This window comes from Leifsonia sp. McL0618 (assembly GCF_049994905.1).
Lineage (GTDB): Bacteria > Actinomycetota > Actinomycetes > Actinomycetales > Microbacteriaceae > Diaminobutyricibacter.
Window position 1 is genome coordinate 2,683,871 of record NZ_CP188258.1, and the last position, 20,481, is coordinate 2,704,351.

Genomic DNA, 20,481 nt, shown 5'->3' on the forward strand with positions numbered 1-20,481 from the left:
GGTACTGACACCGGCGGCACCGGAAACTGGGCGGTCGCGGGCGACCAGTTTCCGTCGGCAACGGTGTCTGCACCATCGACAGCTCGGACGATCCGAGGGTATGTCACCGAACGAGGAGGAATCCAGCCATGTTGCTCGAGAACAAAGTCGCCGTGGTCTACGGCGCAGGAGGTGCCATCGGGGGCGCGGTCGCGCGCGCATTCGCCGCCGAGGGTGCCGAGGTCTTCGTCACCGGTCACCGGCGGGGCGCCGCCGAACACCTCGCAAACGACATCTCCGCACGGGGAGGCACCGCCACGGCCGCCGAAGTCGATGCGCTCGACGAGCAGTCGATCGAGCGGCACCTGCAGACGGTCATCGACACCGCCGGTCGTGTCGACATCTCGTTCAACGCCGTTGGCCTGCGTGATACGACGGTCCTCGGTGTTCCGCTCACGGACCTCGCCGCCGAACAGTTCGTCTTCCCCATCACGGCCTACGCGACGTCGTACTTTCTGACAGCCCGCCTGGCAGCACGGCGGATGGTGCCGAACGGGTCGGGCGTGATCATGACGGTCACCGCGCTGCCTGCCCGGAAGGGCACACTGCTCAACGGAGGTTACGGACCCAGCCAGGCCGTCAAAGAGGCGATGACGCGCGACCTGTCCGCCGAGCTTGCTCCCTCGGGTGTGCGCGTCGTCGCGATACGCCCGCACGGCATCCCGGAGACCGAGACGATGCGGCACTCCTACGAGACCCGGCCGCCCGGGCGGACCTGGGAGCAGTTCGAGGACTTCCTCGCCGGCTCGACGCATCCCCGGCGCACGATGCGGCTCGAGGAGGCCGCGAGCGTCGCCGCTTTCGTCGCATCGGACCGGGCGAGCGGCTTCACGGGAACCGTGGTCAACCTGACCATGGGGAGCCTCGACGACTGACGCGCGGGCGACCGGGGCGACGCGCGCCGTGTTTCACCCGATTGAGGTGATGTGACCGGCCGCGCTTTCGTGTGCGATGGGAAGAGTCAATCAACCCACTCCGGAAGGCAAAAGGAACCCATCATGGCTGACAACGACGCGCCTGTACTCGACCTGATCGCGCAGATGACCGCCGACTCACTGGCCGCCTCAACCCTCGACGTGCAGACCCTGATGCTGGTGCGCATCGCCGCGCTCGTCGCCGTCGACGCGTCGCCCGTGTCGTACTCGCTGAACATCGGTGCGGCAGCAGACGCCGGACTGGACGCGGAATCGATCCGCGGTGTGCTCACCGCCATCGCACCGATCGTCGGCACGGCAAAGATCGCGGCGGCGACGGGCAACATCGTCCAGGCGCTCGCGGTGGAGATCGAGCTCGCCGCACTGGCGATCGCCGAACTCGAGGACGAGGACGACGAGGAGTAGCGCTACTCGGCGCGCGAGAACTCCGAGGCACGGGCGACCTGATCGGCCGTGAGAACGACACCGGTGTAACGCTCGAACTGGCGGGCCGCCTGGAGCGCGATCACCTCTGCGCCGGTGATGAGCTTCTTGCCGGCTGCGCGCCCCGCCGCCACGAGCGGAGTCTCCGACGGGAACGCCACGACGTCGAACACGGTCGACGCCCGCTCGATGTATTCAGGGCCGAACGCGACGACGTTCTCCGCGTCGCCGCGCATCCCGAGCGGTGTCACGTTGACGAGAACGTCGAAGTCGGGTTCGGGGTCGTCGGCCACCCACGCGACCTCATAGCGCTCGGCCAGCGCAGGCCCGGCCACAGTGTTGCGGGCGACGATCGTCAGGTCTTCGAAACCGGCATCGTGGAACGCGGCGACCACGGCCGACGCCATCCCGCCTGAACCGCGCACGAGAACACTCTGGCCGGGGTCGACCCGGTGTTCGGCGAGCAGCTGAGCGACGGCTTCATAGTCGGTGTTCGACGCCGTCAGGACCCCGTCGTCGTTGACCACGGTGTTCACCGACTGGATCGCGACAGCCGACGGCTCCATCACGTCGACGAGCGGGATGATCGCCTCCTTGAACGGCATCGAGACCGAGCATCCGCGGATGCCCAGGGCCCGGATGCCGCGCACCGCGCCCTCGAGATCGGTCGTGGTGAACGCCTTGTAGATGAAGTTCAGGCCGAGCTCGTCGTACAGATAGTTGTGGAATCGAGTGCCGATGTTGCTGGGCCGGGCGGCGAGTGACATGCAGACCTGCATGTCCTTGTTCAGGATGGGCATGCCCCATCCTTTCAGGACGCAGGGTTCTGCAGGGTCACCTGGGCCGTATGGGTCTGGCCGTCGCGCACATACGTCACGGGAACGGTCTGGCCGGCTTTGGTCGTCATGACGGTCTGTGTCAGCACGTCGACACTGGTCGCAGGGTGTCCGTTGACTTCCGTGATCACGTCGCCCTCCTTCAGCCCCGCCTGCGCGGCCGGGCCGCCCTCGACGACGGAGAACACGTAGAGTCCGCCCGGCACCTTGAGCTCCTGGGCCGCAGCAGGTGGAAGAGGTGCGACTGAGATGCCGAAATACGGATAGGTGACTTTGCCGGTGGCGATGATCTGGTCGACGATCGCCTGCGCGAAATCGGCGGGGATCGCGAAGCCGATACCGACACTCCCGCCGCCGGTCTGCCCGGCCGAGTTCGGAACGGTGGCGATCGCGGAGTTGATGCCGATGAGCGCACCCTTGCAGTCCACGAGCGCTCCGCCGGAGTTGCCCGGGTTGATCGACGCATCGGTCTGGATAGCGTTCGCGAGAATGGCGTTCTGCCCGTTGTCGCCCGGCACCGGGACCGTTCGCCCGAGAGCGCTCACGATGCCGGAGGTGACCGTTCCGGAGAGCCCGAGTGGCGCCCCGAGCGCGACGACCGGCTGGCCCACGACCACGGCGGACGAGTGGCCCCACGGAACGGTGGGAAGGCTCGTCTTGTCGATCTTCAGCACCGCCAGGTCGGATCGCGGATCACGGCCCACCAGGTCGGCGGGCGCCTGAACGCCGCTGGAGAGGAGCACGCTGAGGGTGCCGCCATCCACCGCCGCGGAGATCACGTGGTTGTTCGTGACGATGTAGCCGTCGCTGCGGATGATCTCGCCGGTCCCGGTGCCTCCGCCCGACTGTCCGATCGCCGAAACAGTGACGACGGCGGGGAGCACGTCGTTCGACACGGTGATGGCGTCGCAGGTGTTGCCGTTGCCAGGGGCCGGCGTGCTGGTGCCGGATGCTGCATTCGACGCGCCGATGCGGCCCGCGCCCCAGCCGAGTGCCCCGCCGACGATGAGTCCGACGACCACGGCGATGAGGGCGATCGGCCAGGGGCGCCGCCGACCCGGAGGTGAAGGCGGCGACGTCGGCGCTGCCGGTGGAGCCGGCGGAGTCGGGCTTTCGGGAGCAGGTTGCGAGTCGGCCATGTCTACCCCTGAGTGCTCGGTCGGCTGTCGAATGCGGCAGGACCCTTTCGGTCTACACCTTGCCCGCCGGCCGGCGCAAGCAAGGCGTCGCGCGCTCGGTGGCGGGCACGGTGGCGCGGATGATGCGCAGAGCCATCATTGTGCGCTCGGCCCGGTAACGGCAGACTCAGTCTCGGAAGGGAACGCACATGGACGATCTCACCGGAACCTCGGACGAACGCGCACGACAACTCGCCGCACTCGAATCGCAGGGAGAATTGCCGCCCGACTGGCTTCGACGCCAGCTCGACCTGGCGCTCGGTGCCTGGAAAGACGACGAGAAGAAGCTCGACGTCAACGCCGAAGGTCGAGAAGACTACTGATGGTGAACGATCAGCTACCGCCCCTGATCGGCGGCATCCTGATCCTCATCGACCTCGCGATCCGCATCACGGCGCTGATCATCGTGCCGAGGGATCGCAAACCGACGGCTGCGATGGCCTGGCTGCTCGCCATCTTCCTGATCCCCTTCATCGGCATCATCCTCTTTCTGCTCATCGGCAACTCGAAGCTCCCGAAGAAACGCCGCGAGAAGCAGGCCGAGCTGAACCGGATGATCGCAGAGCGCTCGGCTGCCGTCGACCTCGCCGGCGACCGTTCGCACTGGCCAAGCTGGTTCGCCGGCCTCGTGCACCAGAACCACAGTCTGGGAGCACTTCCGGCTGTCGGCGGGAACAGCGCGACGCTCATCGGCGACTACACCACCTCGATCGATGCGATGGCTGCCGAGATCGACACAGCCACCGGTTTCGTCAACGCCGAGTTCTACATCGTCTCGTTCGATGCGACGACGAAAGGGTTCTTCGCGGCGATGGAACGCGCCGTGCAACGCGGCGTTCCGGTGCGTCTCCTCGCCGACTACGTGGCGTCGCGCCGCGTAGCCGCACACGATGAGACGTTCGCCGAACTCGACCGCATCGGCGTGAAGTGGAGCTACATGCTGCCGGTGCGTCCCTTCAAGGGCGAGTACCAGCGGCCCGACCTGCGCAACCACCGCAAGCTTCTCGTCGTCGACGGGCGGGTGGGGTTCATGGGTTCGCAGAACCTCATCGACCGCAGCTACAACTCGCCCAAGAACCTCAAGCGCGGGCTGCAGTGGCAGGAGCTGATGACCCGGGTGACCGGGCCCATCGTCACCGCGACCAATGCGGTGTTCCTGTCCGACTGGTATCTCGAGACGGGCGAACTGCTGGGCGAGGAGGCGAGCCTGCGCGCCATCGATGTGGCCGCCGATCCGTCGCCCGACGCGCTCGTCTGCCAGGTGGTTCCGAGCGGCCCCGGCTACGACGGCGAGAACAACCTGCGGCAGTTCCTCACCCTGGTCACTTCGGCGCAGCACAGGGTGATCATCACCAGTCCGTACTTCGTGCCGGACGAGGCGATGATGTACGCGATCACCTCGGCGTGCGAGCGCGGACTGGACGTGCAGCTGTTCGTCTCCGAGATCGGCGACCAGGGCTCCGTCTGGCACGCACAGCGCTCCTACTACAAGCCGCTGCTGCAGGCGGGGGTGCAGATCTGGCTGTACCCGGCCCCGTACATCCTGCACTCGAAGCACGTGTCGATCGACGACGATGTGGCCGTGATCGGGTCGAGCAACATGGACATCCGTTCGTTCGCGCTCAACTCGGAGGTGACCCTCCTCGTGCGCGGCGAATCGTTCGTCAGCCAGATGCGCGCGGTCGAACAGGGCTACCGGGATGCGGGGCGGCAGCTCACCCTCGAAGAGTGGCAGAAGGAGCCGGCGTCGGCGACGTTCCTCGACGGCGTCGCCCGCCTCACGTCGGCGCTGCAATAGTGCGGGCGCGGCACCGTTCTCAGCCGAAAGTGAACACGTAGGCCCGGGCACCGGGGTCGAGAAAGGTGATTTCGACAGTGCGGTCGATTGTCGGCCCCGCCAGTCGCGCGAGCTGGTACAGGCGCGGTTCGACAACGGTCCCGAAGCCCTGCTCGTCGGTGTCCAGGCCGTGCCCGGCGGCCGGCTCCCGCCCGTCGACCGCCACCCGGAAGCGCACCGCGCCACCCGCAGCCGGTGGTGCGAGCACGATGTTCACGTCGCGCGCATGGAAGCGGAACAGGATCGAACCGTCGGCCCGGTTCAAGAGGGCAGCGCCGCTCTCGATCGTCCAGTCGCCCGAGAGCGTCCACTGGTTGAGTGCCAGCGGGCCGGGCGCTTCGTAGGTATGCGGCTGGTCGAAGGCTGCTTCGCCGTGTGTCAGGAAATTGCTGCCCTGGTCGTAGCCGACATACGTTTCGGGCGACCCCAGGTGAACCCAGTCGGCCTGCGCTTCGATCCCCACGTCGGGCACGTCGACCAGGTCGTTCCCGACCCCGGACGCGCCGGATTCGCGGAGCAGCTGCTGGATGACCCGCTCGCCTTCTGCGTACTCCCCCTCGCCGAAGTGGTGATACCGGATCCTCCCCTGCTCATCCGCGATGTACAGGGCCGGCCAGTAGCGGTTGCCGAACGCGTTCCAGATCGCGTAGTCGGTGTCGACGGCGACGGGGTACCCGACACGCATCTGCTGCACGGCCCAGCGCACGTTGGGGAGGTCGCCCTCGAACGCGAACTCCGGGGTGTGCACGCCGACGACGACAAGGCCGTGCCCCGCGTATTTCTCCGCCCACGCGCGAACATAGCCCAGCGTGCGCAGCCAGTTGATGCAGGTGTATGTCCAGAAGTCGACCAGCACGACCCTGCCGCGCAGCGACTCCGGGGTGAGCGGCGGCGAGTTGAGCCATTCGATCGCGCCGGCGAACGACGCCAGTCGACCCTCGAACGGCAGGTGGGCGGCGGTGGTTTCGGGATCGGTCACGGGAGCTCCCTTGTCAGTGGCCGGCTGTCAATGGCCGGCGACATCGATGATCGCTGCGGCGAACGCCTCCTGCGGGAGGTTGTGTCCGATGCCGCCGTCGACCGTGCGATGAGAATAGGTGCCCGAGAACTTCTTCGCGTAAGCGCTCGGGTCGGGATGCGGCGCACCGTTCGCGTCGCCCTCGAGCGTGATCGCCGGCACGCCGATCACCGGGCCCTCGGCGAGTCGCCTCTCCAGGTCGTCGTACTGGGCTTCACCCTCGGTGAGCCCGAGCCGCCAGCGGTAGTTGTCGATCACGATGTCGACGTGATCGGGGTTGTCGAACGATGCGGCAGTGCGGTCGAAGGTGGCGTCGTCGAAATGCCACTGCGGCGATGCGGTGTGCCAGATGAGCTTCGCGAATTCGCGCCGGTTCGCGTCGTAGCCGGCACGCCCCCGCTCGGTTGCGAAATAGTACTGGTACCACCATTGCAGCTCGGCTGCCGGGGGCAGCGGCTGCCTGCCTGCCGCCTGGCTGCCGATCAGGTAGCCGCTCACCGAGACGAGGCCGGTGCAGCGCTCCGGCCAGAGAGCGGCGAGGATGTCGGCCGTGCGCACCCCAGTCGAAACCGGCGACGACCGCACGCTCGATCCGCAGCGCATCCAGAAGCGCGAGCGCGTCGACGGCCACCACGGACTGCTGTCCGTTCCGTGCCGTGTCGTCGGCCAGGAAACGTGTCGTGCCGAACCCGCGCAGGTACGGAATGATCACCCGGCGGTCCTGCGCTGCGAGAAGCGCTGCGACCTCGGCGAAACTGTGGATGTCGTAAGGCCAGCCGTGCAGGAGCAGCACAGGCTGCCCATCCGCTGGACCTGCCTCCGCGTAGCCGACGTTCAGCACACCGGCGTCGACCTGTTTCAGGGGCCCGAAGTCCATGACGATCAGGTCTCGTACTCTTCGGAGTCGATCAGCCGATACGAATAGCGGCTTGCGCCCACCTCCTGCGGCCCTTCGAGTTCGAACTTCTCGTCGAGCAGGTAACCCGTCACGAGCACTGTGGTCTGCCCGTACGTGCGCTGAGGCAGTCCGTTCGCCTCGAACTCGACCCCCTCGACCTCTTCGCCCTCATCGGAACCCGGCCGCCGTTTGAGCACCGCCGTATACGTGCGCGTCCCGGTCATGCTTCGACGGTAGTACTCCACGCGGTCGCGCGGAATGGCCAGCGGGAACTCGGCCTACGGGTTTGCGCGCTCCGCGAGCTGCTTTTCGTATTCAGCGCGGATCTCGGTCATGTCGAGCGCGCGCAGTTGGGTGATGAGGTCTTCGACCGCCTCGGCCGGCAGCGCGCCTGCCTGCGAGAACAGCGGGATGCCGTCGCGGTAGGCGACAAGGGTGGGAATCGAACGGATGCCATACGAACCGGCGAGCTCCTGCTCCGCCTCGGTGTCGACCTTGCCGAACGTGATGTCGGCGTGCTTCTCGGACGCCTTCTCGAAGACGGGCGCGAACATGTGGCACGGGCCGCACCAGTCGGCCCAGAAGTCGAGCAGAACGATGCCGTCGCTGACGGTCTCGTCGTGGTTCTGGCTTGTGATTGCTGTAGTTGCCATACGAAGTAGAACGTCCTCCCTGTGTTGCTATTCCTTGCCGGCTTCTTCGAGGACGATCGCCCGCACCTCCGGATCCGACAGCCCCCGGAAGTGCCCACCTTTCGCGACCACCCGGTTGGTCGCCCCGGCAAGCGTGCTCCCCTCCGGAATGTGCGGATCGAACGGCCCGAAGACCGACACGATCCTGCTGTTGACCGACTCGTCCGCGCGAAGGGAGATGCCCGCCGGGTCGGTGGGCGAGAAGTCTCGCAGCGCGCGAATCGGTATGAACTGGGCATACCGCGACCCGGCGAACGGCGTGCAGATCGCGACCATGCGCACCACCCGGGGCACGCTGCCCTCCCCCACCATCACGAGCTTGCCGATCAGGCCGCCCTTGCTGTGCGCGACGATCACCACATCGCGAAGGTCGAGCTCCTCCAGCCGGTTCTCGACGATGGTCGCTGCTTCGCTCAGCACACCGAGGTTGTTGCCGAGGGCGGGGACGACGTGCACGGGGTGGCCGGCCGCGTGCAGCGCGTCGATGAGCGGCCGCAGGAACTGCCAGGGCTCGTAGACGCCGGGGATCATGAGAACGGGACGCCCGGAGCCCGATGCGAACGCACCGGGGTCGGTGCGGTCAATGGCGGCGCGCGCCTGCCATGCCGCCGCATACGCGTAGTCTTCCGCCCACCAGCCGAGATTGCGGAAGAGGCCCGTCACGCAGCGCCCTCTGCCGGCGGCTCCAGCATCCCCCGGTGGAGTTCGTAGGCGTGGGCGGTGCCGGGCGAATCCGGGTCGTCGACGATCGGCCGGTCGGCCATGAACAGGCGGATGACGTTGGCCAATTCCCCGGGGTGGCTGAAGTTGATCGCGTGCGCCGCCCCCTCGATCACCACCAGCGTCGCCTGGTTGTCGATGTGGCTGGCGATCTCCTTGACCCGGGCCGGGCTGGGCATCAGGGGATCCTGGTCTCCGAGTACCACCAGCGTCTTGACATCCAGGTCCAGGAGTCGTTCAAGGGACGGGTAGTGCATGAGTGCGCCGAACATCCGCGCTGTGCTCGAGACTCCGAACCGCAGGTAGTCGGGCGTTGCGACACGCACGAGCGCTCTCGGTTCACGACCGCCGTCCCGCGCGAGCTGGGTCATCGCGCGGGTCAACGGCTGATTGTGCATGCCGCCTGCCGGAGACACCAGCACCGCGTGATCGATGCGGTCAGGGTAGAGGTGGGCGAACTCCAGGATGACCGGGCATCCCATCGAGTTCCCGACAAGGGTGGCCGAATCGATACCTCGATCGTCCATGAACGCCGCCGCCGCACGCGCAAGACCCGGAACATCCAGCGGTTTGCGGCGCTTCATGCTGTGGCCGAAACCCGGCAGGTCGGGAACGTAGGTGCGGAATTCGTCCTGGAGCTGCTCCGCGGTTGGTAGAAGATACCGGCCCGACAGACCGAAGCCGTGCAGGTGGATCATGGCCGGGGCGTCGGGCAGTGTCTTCGACTCCCGAAAGAAGAAGTCGAGGCCGTCGATCGTCGTCCATCGCTCGGCCAGCGAAGACGCTGGACGACGGGGAAGCCGTCGCGTCTCATGCTGCGGCTCGCTGGATGCGCGTGAATCCGTCACCATCGCTGACTCCCTGAGAAAAGTCCGACAGGGCAAGTCAACACCCTCGAGCGCCCTCCGGCACCGATTTTCTTCGCAGCCACTCACCCTGCCGCGCCCGGGGGCATTACCGTGTAGGGATGACGAATCCACCGCGAGCCGAACACGAGTACATCGTCGAATACGTCGACGGTCCCCTGGCGGGAACCACCGACCGGCGGCTCCTGATCAACGGCGGAGCCCCAGACGAGCGGATCGGCTCGGTCGCGGCGATCGAAGGGCTCGAATCGCTCTTCTGGTATGTGAAAGGCGCCGAGCGCCTGGTCAACAGCGAGAAGTACGTCGCCTACCACTTCGACGCGCCCGACAGCGACCCGGTCGAGACCGACAAGGATCACGAGTCGCTCTGAGCCGCCCGGAGCCCACCCGATGGGCTCGGGTCGTTAGCGACGGTTATTTCGGCGACCGATCGATCAGTGGGCGTCGCCTCGCCACCACAGGGCCACCCACATCCCGCACCTCCGGCAGATGTACGCGGCGCCGCCCTCGAGAGAGTGGACTTTGCGTCGCGGAAGCTCCCGTCCGCAGCACGAGCAGACCGTCAGCGCGTCAGCGTCCACGGGTCTCGATCGCTTCGACCAGTTGCTGAACCGTGGGCACAGGGGCGAGCCCATCCGGTGTGGCGTAGATGCGGCAGGCCTGGTCGACGACCCGGTCCGCGCCGGGGAACAGGTCTTCGCCGTCGAGCGTGATGGTCGGCGATCCCGCGAACGGGACCGCCGCCGCTTCTTCGGGCGTACCGAGGAGCCGGAACTCCACAGCGGTGGTCGTATCCCCCACCTGTACGAGCGCAATCCTGACCCGCTCGCCGGCCCGCTGCCAGTTCTTGCAGTCGTCGATGTGCAGCACTTCGATCTTCATGTGCCCATTCTGCGCCGAACGCACGGCAGTGGGCCCACCGAAGTCCTGCGAACGCCGGCTCAGCCGTCCTGGGACGACTCGCCCTGCAGAGCGACCTGGTCGAGGATGGCCGTGATGTCGACGCTGTGTGTCGGCCGGACTTCCAGCGGATCGATGTTCGACATGAGTGTTGCCCCCTTGATTCCGTTCACCCAGCGGCGTGCGTCAGTTCATTCCGCGTCACGCTTCAGTTCGCCGCCATGCACGGTGACGGCGTAGACGATCAGCAGGTTCATGGTGACCAGCGCCACCGACCAGATGGGCTGCGTCGGGAACGCCAGCAGGTTCGTCACTGCGTTCACCCCCGCCACGATCACCGCGAGAAGCCGGGCCCACAGGGCACCGCGAAGCAGGAAGACGCCGGTGAGCAGCACGATGACACCGAGGATCAGCGTCCACCACCCCCAGGCCTGCACGTCGTACCCGACGAGCGCCCCGTTGCTCCCGCGGAAGTAGGCGCTGTCGGGCGCCAGGAGTGCGATGAACCCGAAGAAGATATCGAAAGCCCCCTCGATGATGAGAAGGATCGACGCGAACAGTACCCAGCCGACCCATCCGGTGACCCGTGTCTCGCTCACTGGCCCCACCCCCTCTGTCAAGACACAAGATATTCGGAAGCCGTGGCGCGCCGGATCACCCCGTCCGGGTGATGTCTGTGCGCATCCACCGACCGAAGCTTCGTATGGGTGCCGCACCGCATGCGGCGGTGGATCTCAGTCGGTCTTCGGGGCGGGCTGATGAAGACAGGAGTGATGGGATGGCTGACCAGCCGTATGTAGCGATCGCTGCGCAGTACGCGACCGAAGACGAGGCCGTGGCCGATTTCGACAAGATCCATGCGCACTACAAGGACGCCGGAAAGCATGCAGCTTTCGATGCGGCCGTAGTCGTGCGTGACAAGGAAGGCAAAGTCGAGATCCCCAAGCGGGATGACGGAGCCAAGCACCACGGAGGCAGGAGGGGCCTGGCCATCGGCCTCGCCGGCGGCCTCGTCGTCGCACTGTTCCCCGCGGTCGCACTGGGAGGCGCGCTCCTCGCGGGCGGCGCTGCCGGAGCGGGCATCGGCGCCATCGCCGGCCATATCTCCAACAAGGCGTCCGCCGAAGACCTGAAGACGATCAGCGAGACACTCGACGCCGGCAGCGCCGGAATCGTCGTGGTCGTCGAACCGGCCGACGCCGACGAGGTTGCGGCCCTCCTGACGGGCGCCTCGAAGGTGACCCGCAAGGAGATCGCCGTCGACGACAAGGCGCTGGACGACGAGGTGCAGGACGCCGCCGAGTAGGGCCGGGGCCGAACAACACGTCTCAGGGGCGGGGTCTCCACCGGATGACCCCGCCCCTTCCCGCGGGCTTCGCCCCGGTCATCCCGTGGCGCCCGCCCTGCTCCAGAGCGCGAACGCGTTCTCGAGATGGCCGACGTACGGCTCGAGCTCCGGGCAGTGTCGTACCAGCACCGTGCCCATCGTGTTGTCCTCGATCCACTGCATGCCCTCACGGGTATATACCTCGTCCGTGAAATGGGTTGTGAAGAACCGGTCGCTGTTGAGCCGGCGCGACGCCATCAGGATGAAGATGCGGAAGGCCGTGTCGCTGAATGCGAAACCTTCGGGCCGGTCTTCGGCGAACATCCCGGCGATCAGGTCGACGGAGTCGAGGTCGTTGTCGTACACCGACTTCAGCTCCTCCACCCACTCGGCGTTGCTGGAGATGTCGTCGAACGTCTTCGGCACCGGCAGGTGCAGCAACCGGCGGAACGCGGTGTAGCGGGGAACGCCCAGCTCGCGGCAGCGCAGGATGTCTGTCGCCGCGAGGTCCATCAGCGCCCCGGTGTCCGGCCGCGTGAAGGTCTGGAGGTATTTCGGGAAGTTGTGCAGCGTGACCAGGCCGGGGTTCTCGGTTCCGAACGTGTAGATCAGGTCCACGAGGCGGTTCGCCTTGAGCACCTCGAGTCCCGCCGGTCCTGCGAGCGTGTCGAATTCCGCCGCCCCGAGCGTCTCCGCATCCGTGTCGACCGAGCGGAAGTCGAAGTGATCGGGGATGAGCGGGTGCATCCGGTAGACGGCCACGAACTCCTCGGTGAGTGCGAACGGAACCCCGAAGTCCTCGGTGTTGCTGCCCGGGATGCCCGAGACGATATCGCTCTTGCTGACGCGGCCGAGCAACTCGTGCAGCCCTTTGCCTTCGAGCCCCCACCAGTTGGCGTGGAGCGCCTCGATCGCGGTCGGGTGGGCGGTCACCGCCGGAGTCCATTCGACCGTGTGGATGCGGGCGAGCAGCCCCGACAGGATCAGGCGGGCATGCTGGAACAGCGACTCGTCGTCGAAGTCCGGATGCGCGGCCGCGAGCATGTCGCAGATCGCGTTGTGTTCTTCGATGAAGAGGGTCTGGAGCATCCCGAGCCCCAGCCAGAAGCCGGGAACATGTGTCGGGTTCTTCGCCGGGTCGTCCGGGATCGGCGGCGCTCCATCGACGAGGCGCAGCCTGCCTCCCGTGTGTTCGCGCAGGAACTGCTGGTCTTCGAGGGTGTTGCCGTAGACCTGGGAGCCGTCCCACCAGTGGGTCATGATGTTGATGAACGTCGGCGGGTCGGCGGAGTCCGGCGGCGAGGTCGGGTCCGGTGGCGTGCGCATCACGGTGAGCGGCGGTGCCGGCCAGTCGTCGCCGGGCGCCAGCGGCAGGATCCAGGGGTTGTCGGTTGGGCTCGTGCCGTGCCGGAACCAGTCGCGGATCATGAACTGCAGCCAGGCGGCGATCAGCACGTTGCCGCCCGTCGCCGGTATGAGGTCAGAGCGGGTCATGAGCCGCCGGCTCACCTCACGTGGACTGGGCTCGAGCATCCGGTCGCGGTTCGGCCAGGTCTCGGCCAGCGGAACGTTGCGCCCGAAGCGCGTGCCGGCCATCCCCATCTCCGGATGCTCGAGGTCGTTCCAGCTGCCGTCGGGCGAACGTCGGGTGACCAACTTCTCGTCGTACGGCGGGGGCACGACCGCGTTCACCGACGGGAGCCGCGACGTGTCGAAGAGGTTTTGCTCCCGCAGCACATTGCGGATGCCGATCAGCTCGATGAGTCCGAGCTCTTTCGGGAGCCTGTACCAGGGATGCTTCTGGTCGAGGTCTTCAGTCGCGCTGTCGAACAGCCGCTCCCCCACGCCGGGATTGTCCGGAATGTCCGACGTACTCGTCTCGTCAGGCTTGTCGTCAGGCTTGCCGTTCATGGCCGACCCCCTTGCGTTCACCCCAGAACGTCACCGCCAGTATGGTCCTCCGCGCCGCGCAGGGAAAGGATCCGCTCGATGCGTGCAGGGTCGAAGATGGAGTCGATCTCGACGATCCGGCCGGATGCGACGGTGAAGCCCATCACGGTCACGGCCCTGCCCGCCATCGTCACGATCACGCCGGCGCCCCCGTTGACCACGGCCGGCTGAACCTCGGTGCCCGCGCGCGCGAGCGACGACGTCAGGCCCTCACTCGTCTGGCGCGCGACATCGGCCGCGCCGCGCACGACCATCGAAGCGGCCGGGGATGCCGTACCCGCGTCGATCCGCAGCGTCACGTCCGGGTGCAGGACAGCGACGAGGGCGTCGAAGTCGCCTTCGCGGGCTGCCGCGAAGAATGCATCGACCACCTGCTGCTGCCGGCGGCGATCCTCGTGAGGCGCCGGCACGGCCGCGCCCTTCACCCGCCGCCGGGCCCTGCTGGCGAGCTGCCGGGCAGCCGCCGGGGTCCTGCTGACCATCGGTGCGATCTCATCGAACGGCAGCCCAAACAGGTCGTGAAGCACGAAGACCAGGCGCTCGGCGGGAGTCAGTGTGTCGAGAACGACCAGGAGGGCGAGGCTCACAGAGTCGGCAAGGACTGCCTCACTCTCGGGATCGAACGGGTCGAAGCCGCCGGACCCTGCACCGCGCCAGATCACCGGATCGGGCACCCGCGTATCGAGTGACTCCTCACGACGCGTGTTGCGTGCCCGCAGCATGTTCAGGCAGATGCGCGCCACGACGGTGGTCAGCCATCCCCCGAGGTTCTCGACCTCATCGGTATCGGCGTTGCTCAGGCGCAGCCAGGTGTCCTGCACCGCGTCGTCGGCGTCGCTGAGCGATCCGAGCATCCGGTACGCCACTGCACGCAGGTGACCGCGATGCTCCTCGAAACGCGTCGCCAGCCACTCGTTCTCGTCCATCGGTCACATTCTCCCGTTCTGAGGTGTCAAAGCAATGACCCCCCAGACACGCGGAGTGTGACAGAGCGGGGAACCGAAAGTGGAAGGACAGTGCGATGCGAGTATTCGTTTCGGGAGCAAGCGGAGCGATCGGAGCCCGGCTGGTCCCCCAGTTGATCGAGCACGGCCACGAGGTGATCGGCACCTACACGGCGTCGCCGGAGAAAGCGGATCGGCTGCGCGCCCTCGGTGCCCACGCGGTGCGGCTCGACCTGCTCGACGCCGATGCCGTGCGCAGGGCTGTGCGCGAAGCGGCGCCGGACGCGATCATCCATGAGGCGACGGCGCTCGCCGGCGGTGGGTTCTCGCGGTCGCTCGACAAGACGTTCGCCGCCACCAACCTGTTGCGCACCACCGGAACCGACGCTCTGCTGGCGGCAGCGCAGGATGCTGGGGTACGGCGATTCGTCGCCCAGAGTTTCGCTCCATACCGCTACGCCCGCGAGGGTGGCATGGTCAAGACCGAAGACGACCCGCTCGACGCGTCGCTCCTTGCGGGCACGCGGGAGACCTTCGGGGCGATGACCCACGTCGACACCGTGGTCACGCAGGCGGGCGGGATCGCGTTGCGCTACGGGGGCTTCTACGGTGACGCGAGCGATCAGCTGCCCGGTGCGGTGCGCAAAGGGATGTTCCCGATCGTGGGCAGCGGTGCCGGCTACATGTCGTTCGTGCACCTCGAGGACGCCGCTGCGGCGACCGTCCTGGCTCTCGAACGCGGCAATCCGGGCATCTACAACATCGTGGATGACGACCCGGCTCCCTTGAGCGAATGGCTGCCCGCGCTGGCGGTGGCGCTCGGAGCCCGGCCGCCCCGGCACATGCCGGTGTGGCTCGCCCGCCTCGTCGCCGGAGAAAGCGGGGTGCGCACGGCGACCGAGTCGCGCGGGGCCTCCAATGCGAAGGCGAAAGGCGAACTCGGCTGGACGCTCCGGTACCCCAGCTGGCGGCAGGGCTTCACCGCCGCCTACGCCGCGGCCGCGCCTGCCGCTCAGCCGCACATCCCACACTGACCGACCGGCCCCGCCCCCTACGCCTCGTCGCTGATCGGAATCTGCTCGTTGTCGGGTTCGCTCTCCACATACAACGGAGGCGCCCAGTACCGGAAGTACAGGTAGACGCCCAGGCAGATCGCGCCGAAGAGGACCACACCCGACATCCAGAGCCAGAACGCCGTGCCGAGCACCTGCCAGTTGCCGTCCCACGAGACGACGGTCACCAGGAATGCGGTCAACGCGAACAGGTAGACGCCCGACCAGAGGAGCTTCGAGTGCTCGTAGATGCGCTCGCCTTCGAGGAAGCGGAACGGCAGCAGCACGACGACGAGGGCCACCAGGCTCTCTGTTGTGATGGCGACCAGCGTCTCGGCGAGAAGCGCGGAACCGAACGACTCTTCGGTCGCGTGCTCCGTCGCCAGCGCACTGTATGCGCCCCATGCCAGCACGCCGAACGTCAGCAGGATCACTGTGCGCGTGAGCACGACCTTCCACGCGGACACCTGCACCGCCTTGCCGCTGGCGATCGTGAGGCCGAGGATCAAACCGACGAGGAACCCGGGCGAGAAGTGGAGGAAGCGCGACAGGATGACCCCGACCACCGTCAGGATCAGCCCGAGCGGCCGAATGGAGATCGCCACGTCGATATCCCATTGCCGGTGCGCGATGACCATGGTCACGGCGTTGGCGACATAGCCGACGAAGAACAGCGCGACGGCACACGCGAGGAACAGCCGGAGGGACGCGAGCGTGAAGCCGAACGTCGGATCCGCGAACCCGAACAGGAGCGCGGTCGTGACGACGATCGTCAGCACGCCGACCACGGGCTCATGGTTGAGCCAGGCGGTCACCGCTTCCAGCCAGTGGGGCGGCTTCTTCGGTTTCGGCAGGCGCCGCGAGAACCGCTCGTACTGCTCGGACAGCGTCGCGTTCAGCAGGTGTGCCGGGAGCGTCGCGAAGAGGATGAGCACCAGGCCGATCGCAATCGACGCCGACACCTTCTGCGGGTGGGCCAGGATGTCCTGGATCGTGCGGATGGCGTTGGTCAGGATGTTCGGCGCCACGCCCGCAGGCTTCGGCTGCGCAGGTGAGGCTCCCGTCTTCTCACTCGGCGCCTCGCCCCCGGTCTGCGGGGTTCCCACCGCCGTTGCGTGGGCGGCGACGAAAGGCACTGCGAAGAATGGCACTGCGGCGAGCGGGATGGTGATCGGGGCGACCGGAACATCGGGAACCACCGTGGGGAGCGGTGCGGGCGTGGGAACCACTACCGAGGGCTGCGGCGGCGCAGGCACGACATCCGGAGCGAGCACGGTTACGCCGACGCTCTTCGTGGCCGGCACGACGCCGGGGCCACTGACCGACACGATGACTTCGTGGCCGCCGGGCACCGTGTCACGGGGAACCGACGCGTCGAGGGTGAACGAACCGTCCGTCGCGACCGTGGTGGCCCCGAGCACGACCGGCGTCGAATGCAGTTCGATGGAGATCGAGAGGCCGGACGGCAGCCCGTGGCCGGTGATGGTGAAGTGGTCACCGAGGTGCAGGTGGCCGAGGTCGACGCCGAAGATCCCGAACGACCAGCTGTTCGGGTCGATCGTGACCGGGCCCGGCGGAGCGACCGTCACCGGCACCGGTTCAGAACGAGGGGACGTTCCCCCGGACACGTAGGTCGCGCAGTCGACGCCGGCCGACGAGCGGGACGAGACATCCACCTGGATCGCCGCGAAGGAGTAGTCCCCCGGCTGCAGCGTGCCGCTCGTACACGACCACTGGCCTCCGTCGCCGACCGTCGCCGAGCACATGCGGTCGTGCGACGCGCCCTTCACGATCACCCGATCACCCGAGACTCCGGTGCCGTCGAAGGTAACCGTCTGGTCACCGTTGTCCACGGCGGAGATCGTCGGAGAGTCGGGGACGACGAAGTAGACCGCTTTCTCGATCTTGAACTGGTCGTCGAACCCGCGCTCGGGGTAGTGCGGCTTGAGTTCCCAGGTTCCCGTGGCGAGCGCGTCGAACTCGCACACCGGCATGGTCCAGTTCCAGACGCACGCGGTGCTGAACGAGGGATCGTGGCCGCTCACCGAGTAGAGGTCGATGCCGTTCGCGCCGCGCTCGAGGGTGCCGTAGGTCGTGACCGCCCCGGGCGAGAAGTGGTAGCTGATCGCGGGCACCTGGTCGTGGTCGCCATCGTGGTGCGGCTCCGGCGCGGGGGTCGGGTACGGCGTCGGAGTCGGAGTGTGAGTCCAGGTGGGTTCGGGGGTCGGGGTGGGTGTCGGGGTGGTCTCCGGCGGTTCCGTCGGTTCGGGATGCGTCTGGGTGTGCGCCGGCGACGGAGTGTTCGCGGTCGTGGCGGCGTGCTCCGGTGCCGCCGCAGGTGTGGGCGACGGCGGGGGTGCCGGAACGGTCACCACGGGAACCGGGTCCGGCGCGGGCGCCGGCGCCGGGGTCGGGGTCGGCGTGGGCGTCGGTGCAGGATCCACCGGCGCAGGGGTGGGCGAAGGCGACGGATGGTGACCACCGGTGTGCGTTCCCGAGTCGTGGCCGTCGCCATGCGATCCCATCGCCGATGCCGGAATCGCCAGGAAGAGCGCCGCCCCCAGGGCGAGCGCAAGTGCAAGGAATGCTGCAAGGACTCGGCGCACGCGGGCTCCCTTTGGACAGCAACGACTGTCGAATGGCTGAGACCGGTATTCGAGAAGACGGGTTGATCGAAAAGCGCACTACTGGGTAGGGATGAGCCGATGTTAGACGCCTCAGGCGTCACTCCGCTACCACAAATCGAATATTTCTCACATATTACGCGACGCGCCGAAGCACGACGAGCGCATGGTCGACCAGGCTGATTGTCGTCTTGTCCAGCGGGGTCGGCCCGGCCGCGGTCGCTTCGGACGTGTCCAGCAGCACCTCCCACCGCAGTGGCACGGCCCGCTGGGGCAACGCGAACTCCACCGTCGAGGAGTCCGCATTGAAGAGCAGGATCATGTCGTCGTCGGTGAGCGCGTGGCCTTCGGCATCGCGGCGGCCGAGGCTCTCACCGTTCAGAAACACGCCGATCGACTTGTTGTAGCCGGCCGTCCAGTCATCCATCGTCATCTCCCCGCCCGCGGGCGAGAGCCACACAATGTCGGGCAATCGGCCACCATCTGCCCGGTCCACCGGCTTGCCGTCGAAGTAGCGGAGGCGACGGAATGTCGGATGCTGCGCGCGCAGGCGGGCGACCGCCGAAACGAACGCCATGAGTTCGCTGTCGGCGGTGTCCCAGTGGATCCACGTGAGCTCGTTGTCCTGGGCGTACGCGTTGTTGTTGCCGTGCTGGGTGCGGCCGAGCTCGTCACCGTGGAGGATCATCGGCACCCCCTGCGACACCAGCAGGGTCGCCAGGAAGTTCCGCTTCTGCCGGGCACGGAGCGACAGGATGGCCGGGTCATCCGTGTCGCCCTCCGTTCCGCCGTTCCAGCTGCGGTTGTCGTCGGTGCCGTCACGATTCTGCTCGCCGTTCGCCTCGTTGTGCTTGGACTCGTAGGAGACGAGATCGGCGAGCGTGAAGCCATCGTGAGCGGTGACGAAATTGATCGAAGCGCTCGGACGGCGGCCGTCGTCCTCGTAGAGGTCGGCTGAGCCGGTCAGCCGGGAGGCGAACTCCCCCAGCGTCGCCGGCTGGCCGCGCCAGAAGTCGCGCACCGTGTCGCGGTATTTGCCGTTCCACTCGGTCCAGTTCGGCGGGAAGTTCCCGACCTGGTATCCGCCGGGTCCGACATCCCACGGTTCGGCGATGAGCTTGACCTGCGACACCACCGGATCCTGAGCGACGACCTCGAAGAACGTGGAGAGCTTGTCGACGTCGTAGAACTCCCGCGCGAGCACGGAGGCCAGATCGAAGCGGAAGCCGTCGACGTGCATCTCGGTGACCCAGTAGCGCAGCGAGTCCATGATGAGCTGCAGTGTGCGCGGCTGACGTACGTTGAGACTGTTGCCGGTTCCGGTGTAGTCGAGGTAGTTGCGCAGATCGTCGGGAGTTAGACGGTAGTACTCACTGTTGTCGATGCCGCGGAAACTCAGGGTCGGCCCGAGCTGGTTGCCCTCCGCGGTGTGGTTGTAGACGACGTCGAGGATCACTTCGATGCCCGCCGCGTGAATGGCACGCACCATCGCCTTGAACTCATCCACCTGGTGGCCGGCGGAGGCGTCGGTCGCATAGCCGTTGTGCGGGGCGAAGAACCCGATCGTGTTGTAGCCCCAGTAGTTGGCAAGCCCGTCTTGCTGCAGTCTCGCGTCGTTCACGAACTGGTGCACGGGCATGAGTTCGATCGCGGTGATGCCGAGCTTCTGCAGGTGCTCGATGATCGCCGGGTGGCCAACGGCGGAGTACGTGCCGCGCTGCTCGGGCGGGATGTCCGGGTGCAGCATCGTGAGTCCCCGCACGTGCGCCTCATAGATGAGCGTGTCGCCGTAGGTGCAGTGCGGCGGGGCGTCACCCTGCCAGTCGAAAGCGTTCCCGGTGACGACACTCAGCATCGTGAACGGCCTCGAATCGTCGACGTTCAGGGCCGTCTCGTGGCCCGGTTCGTAAGAGAAGAGCGCGGGTTCCCACCGGAATGCGCCCTCCATCGCCCGCGCATACGGGTCGAGGAGCAGTTTGCTCGGATTGAACCGGTGCCCGTTCGCGGGCTCGAAGGGGCCGTGCACCCGGTAGCCGTATCGCTGCCCTGGCCCGACGCCGCGCAGGTAGCCGTGCCAGACCTGTGCATCCACTTCGGTCAGGTCGACCCGGCTCTCCGTTCCGCCCTCATCGAGCAGGCACAGTTCGACGCGGGTGCCGTTCTGGGTGAAGAGGGCGAAATTCGTCCCGTTCTCGTCGACGGTTGCGCCCAGGGGGTACGGCGCGCCGGGCAGCGTGTCCAT

The 20,481-nt window shown here is 67.1% G+C and carries 21 protein-coding genes and 1 pseudogene; 7 read left to right on the forward strand and 15 right to left on the reverse strand.

The annotated features are described in order from the left end of the window. The first annotated feature begins 128 nt into the window (after positions 1-128). Together ACPPVQ_RS12880 and ACPPVQ_RS12885 are read left to right on the forward strand one after the other, a co-directional pair. Positions 129-914, forward strand: a complete 786-nt coding sequence (locus ACPPVQ_RS12880) for an SDR family NAD(P)-dependent oxidoreductase (RefSeq protein WP_426515496.1) — start codon at positions 129-131, stop codon at positions 912-914. A 123-nt stretch (positions 915-1,037) separates the two neighbouring features. Next, complete coding sequence (locus ACPPVQ_RS12885) at positions 1,038-1,379, forward strand: carboxymuconolactone decarboxylase family protein (protein WP_426515497.1); 342 nt, start codon at positions 1,038-1,040, stop codon at positions 1,377-1,379. A 2-nt stretch (positions 1,380-1,381) separates the two neighbouring features. On the opposite strand, the gene ACPPVQ_RS12890 is transcribed toward ACPPVQ_RS12885, so the two are convergent. Continuing rightward, positions 1,382-2,197: a shikimate 5-dehydrogenase gene (locus ACPPVQ_RS12890; protein ID WP_426515498.1), complete on the reverse strand. Its 816-nt coding sequence runs from the start codon at positions 2,195-2,197 to the stop codon at positions 1,382-1,384. 11 nt (positions 2,198-2,208) lie between these two features. Then, positions 2,209-3,372 carry a S1C family serine protease gene (locus tag ACPPVQ_RS12895; RefSeq protein WP_426515499.1) on the reverse strand — a complete coding sequence of 388 codons (1,164 nt, stop codon included), beginning with the start codon at positions 3,370-3,372 and terminating at the stop codon, positions 2,209-2,211. A 188-nt stretch (positions 3,373-3,560) separates the two neighbouring features. On the opposite strand from ACPPVQ_RS12895, the gene ACPPVQ_RS12900 reads away from it, so the two are divergent. Together ACPPVQ_RS12900 and cls are read left to right on the forward strand one after the other, a co-directional pair. Then, positions 3,561-3,734 (forward strand): hypothetical protein, encoded by a 174-nt coding sequence (locus ACPPVQ_RS12900; protein WP_426515500.1) that lies wholly within the window; start codon positions 3,561-3,563, stop codon positions 3,732-3,734. Continuing rightward, on the forward strand, positions 3,734-5,209 hold the full coding sequence (gene cls / locus ACPPVQ_RS12905) for a cardiolipin synthase (protein ID WP_426515501.1): 1,476 nt from the start codon (positions 3,734-3,736) through the stop codon (positions 5,207-5,209). The genes ACPPVQ_RS12900 and cls overlap by 1 nt, the downstream gene beginning before the upstream one ends. Positions 5,210-5,228: 19 nt before the next feature. On the opposite strand, the gene ACPPVQ_RS12910 is transcribed toward cls, so the two are convergent. The 7 genes and pseudogenes from ACPPVQ_RS12910 to ACPPVQ_RS12940 form a co-directional block, all read right to left on the reverse strand. Then, complete coding sequence (locus ACPPVQ_RS12910; RefSeq protein WP_426515502.1) at positions 5,229-6,227, reverse strand: redoxin domain-containing protein; 999 nt, start codon at positions 6,225-6,227, stop codon at positions 5,229-5,231. Between the two features lie 27 nt (positions 6,228-6,254). Then, positions 6,255-6,824, reverse strand: coding sequence for a hypothetical protein (locus tag ACPPVQ_RS12915; RefSeq protein ID WP_426521407.1), 570 nt, complete (start codon positions 6,822-6,824; stop codon positions 6,255-6,257). Between the two features lie 55 nt (positions 6,825-6,879). After that, positions 6,880-7,143 (reverse strand): annotated as a pseudogene (locus ACPPVQ_RS12920) (alpha/beta fold hydrolase); the annotation flags it as partial. A 5-nt stretch (positions 7,144-7,148) separates the two neighbouring features. Continuing rightward, entirely contained in the window at positions 7,149-7,388 is a 240-nt protein-coding gene (locus tag ACPPVQ_RS12925) for a hypothetical protein (RefSeq protein WP_426515503.1), read from the reverse strand. A 54-nt stretch (positions 7,389-7,442) separates the two neighbouring features. Continuing rightward, on the reverse strand, positions 7,443-7,817 hold the full coding sequence (trxA, locus tag ACPPVQ_RS12930; RefSeq protein ID WP_426515504.1) for a thioredoxin: 375 nt from the start codon (positions 7,815-7,817) through the stop codon (positions 7,443-7,445). A gap of 27 nt (positions 7,818-7,844) precedes the next feature. Next, entirely contained in the window at positions 7,845-8,519 is a 675-nt protein-coding gene (locus tag ACPPVQ_RS12935; protein WP_426515505.1) for an esterase/lipase family protein, read from the reverse strand. Further along, a complete protein-coding gene (locus ACPPVQ_RS12940; RefSeq protein WP_426515506.1) occupies positions 8,516-9,427 on the reverse strand; it encodes an alpha/beta fold hydrolase in 912 nt (303 codons plus the stop codon). Before ACPPVQ_RS12940 ends, ACPPVQ_RS12935 begins: the two co-directional genes overlap by 4 nt. A gap of 116 nt (positions 9,428-9,543) precedes the next feature. Between ACPPVQ_RS12940 and ACPPVQ_RS12945 the strand changes: the two genes are divergently transcribed. Beyond that, entirely contained in the window at positions 9,544-9,813 is a 270-nt protein-coding gene (locus ACPPVQ_RS12945; protein WP_426515507.1) for a hypothetical protein, read from the forward strand. A gap of 199 nt (positions 9,814-10,012) precedes the next feature. On the opposite strand, the gene ACPPVQ_RS12950 is transcribed toward ACPPVQ_RS12945, so the two are convergent. Beyond that, complete coding sequence (locus ACPPVQ_RS12950; RefSeq protein WP_426515508.1) at positions 10,013-10,324, reverse strand: thioredoxin family protein; 312 nt, start codon at positions 10,322-10,324, stop codon at positions 10,013-10,015. Between the two features lie 209 nt (positions 10,325-10,533). Continuing rightward, positions 10,534-10,941: a DUF7144 family membrane protein gene (locus ACPPVQ_RS12955; protein ID WP_426515509.1), complete on the reverse strand. Its 408-nt coding sequence runs from the start codon at positions 10,939-10,941 to the stop codon at positions 10,534-10,536. 179 nt (positions 10,942-11,120) lie between these two features. Here ACPPVQ_RS12955 and ACPPVQ_RS12960 point away from each other — a divergent pair, with 179 nt between their 5' ends. Further along, positions 11,121-11,648, forward strand: a complete 528-nt coding sequence (locus ACPPVQ_RS12960) for a DUF1269 domain-containing protein (protein ID WP_426515510.1) — start codon at positions 11,121-11,123, stop codon at positions 11,646-11,648. A gap of 78 nt (positions 11,649-11,726) precedes the next feature. On the opposite strand, the gene ACPPVQ_RS12965 is transcribed toward ACPPVQ_RS12960, so the two are convergent. Next, positions 11,727-13,580 (reverse strand): peroxidase family protein, encoded by a 1,854-nt coding sequence (locus ACPPVQ_RS12965; protein ID WP_426515511.1) that lies wholly within the window; start codon positions 13,578-13,580, stop codon positions 11,727-11,729. Positions 13,581-13,597: 17 nt separating this feature from the next. Continuing rightward, positions 13,598-14,545, reverse strand: coding sequence for an RNA polymerase sigma factor SigJ (gene sigJ, locus ACPPVQ_RS12970; RefSeq protein WP_426515512.1), 948 nt, complete (start codon positions 14,543-14,545; stop codon positions 13,598-13,600). Positions 14,546-14,640: 95 nt separating this feature from the next. Between sigJ and ACPPVQ_RS12975 the strand changes: the two genes are divergently transcribed. Then, a complete protein-coding gene (locus tag ACPPVQ_RS12975) occupies positions 14,641-15,597 on the forward strand; it encodes an NAD-dependent epimerase/dehydratase family protein (RefSeq protein ID WP_426515513.1) in 957 nt (318 codons plus the stop codon). Positions 15,598-15,614: 17 nt separating this feature from the next. Here ACPPVQ_RS12975 and ACPPVQ_RS12980 read toward each other — a convergent pair whose 3' ends face one another. Beyond that, entirely contained in the window at positions 15,615-18,221 is a 2,607-nt protein-coding gene (locus ACPPVQ_RS12980) for a hypothetical protein (protein WP_426515514.1), read from the reverse strand. A 154-nt stretch (positions 18,222-18,375) separates the two neighbouring features. Next, positions 18,376-20,481 carry a glycogen debranching protein GlgX gene (gene glgX, locus ACPPVQ_RS12985; RefSeq protein ID WP_426515515.1) on the reverse strand — a complete coding sequence of 702 codons (2,106 nt, stop codon included), beginning with the start codon at positions 20,479-20,481 and terminating at the stop codon, positions 18,376-18,378.

What these genes read in the sequence shown, in the direction of transcription:
- ACPPVQ_RS12895 (WP_426515499.1), bottom strand. Translation starts at nt 3,372, where the DNA reads ATGGCCGACTCGCAACCTGCTCCCGAAAGCCCGACTCCGCCGGCTCCA.
- ACPPVQ_RS12975 (WP_426515513.1), top strand. Translation starts at nt 14,641, where the DNA reads ATGCGAGTATTCGTTTCGGGAGCAAGCGGAGCGATCGGAGCCCGGCTG.
- ACPPVQ_RS12960 (WP_426515510.1), top strand. Translation starts at nt 11,121, where the DNA reads ATGGCTGACCAGCCGTATGTAGCGATCGCTGCGCAGTACGCGACCGAA.
- ACPPVQ_RS12880 (WP_426515496.1), top strand. Translation starts at nt 129, where the DNA reads ATGTTGCTCGAGAACAAAGTCGCCGTGGTCTACGGCGCAGGAGGTGCC.
- ACPPVQ_RS12900 (WP_426515500.1), top strand. Translation starts at nt 3,561, where the DNA reads ATGGACGATCTCACCGGAACCTCGGACGAACGCGCACGACAACTCGCC.
- ACPPVQ_RS12945 (WP_426515507.1), top strand. Translation starts at nt 9,544, where the DNA reads ATGACGAATCCACCGCGAGCCGAACACGAGTACATCGTCGAATACGTC.
- ACPPVQ_RS12950 (WP_426515508.1), bottom strand. Translation starts at nt 10,324, where the DNA reads ATGAAGATCGAAGTGCTGCACATCGACGACTGCAAGAACTGGCAGCGG.
- ACPPVQ_RS12890 (WP_426515498.1), bottom strand. Translation starts at nt 2,197, where the DNA reads ATGCCCATCCTGAACAAGGACATGCAGGTCTGCATGTCACTCGCCGCC.
- sigJ (WP_426515512.1), bottom strand. Translation starts at nt 14,545, where the DNA reads ATGGACGAGAACGAGTGGCTGGCGACGCGTTTCGAGGAGCATCGCGGT.
- cls (WP_426515501.1), top strand. Translation starts at nt 3,734, where the DNA reads ATGGTGAACGATCAGCTACCGCCCCTGATCGGCGGCATCCTGATCCTC.
- trxA (WP_426515504.1), bottom strand. Translation starts at nt 7,817, where the DNA reads ATGGCAACTACAGCAATCACAAGCCAGAACCACGACGAGACCGTCAGC.
- ACPPVQ_RS12940 (WP_426515506.1), bottom strand. Translation starts at nt 9,427, where the DNA reads ATGGTGACGGATTCACGCGCATCCAGCGAGCCGCAGCATGAGACGCGA.
- ACPPVQ_RS12885 (WP_426515497.1), top strand. Translation starts at nt 1,038, where the DNA reads ATGGCTGACAACGACGCGCCTGTACTCGACCTGATCGCGCAGATGACC.
- glgX (WP_426515515.1), bottom strand. Translation starts at nt 20,481, where the DNA reads ATGGACACGCTGCCCGGCGCGCCGTACCCCCTGGGCGCAACCGTCGAC.
- ACPPVQ_RS12965 (WP_426515511.1), bottom strand. Translation starts at nt 13,580, where the DNA reads ATGAACGGCAAGCCTGACGACAAGCCTGACGAGACGAGTACGTCGGAC.
- ACPPVQ_RS12925 (WP_426515503.1), bottom strand. Translation starts at nt 7,388, where the DNA reads ATGACCGGGACGCGCACGTATACGGCGGTGCTCAAACGGCGGCCGGGT.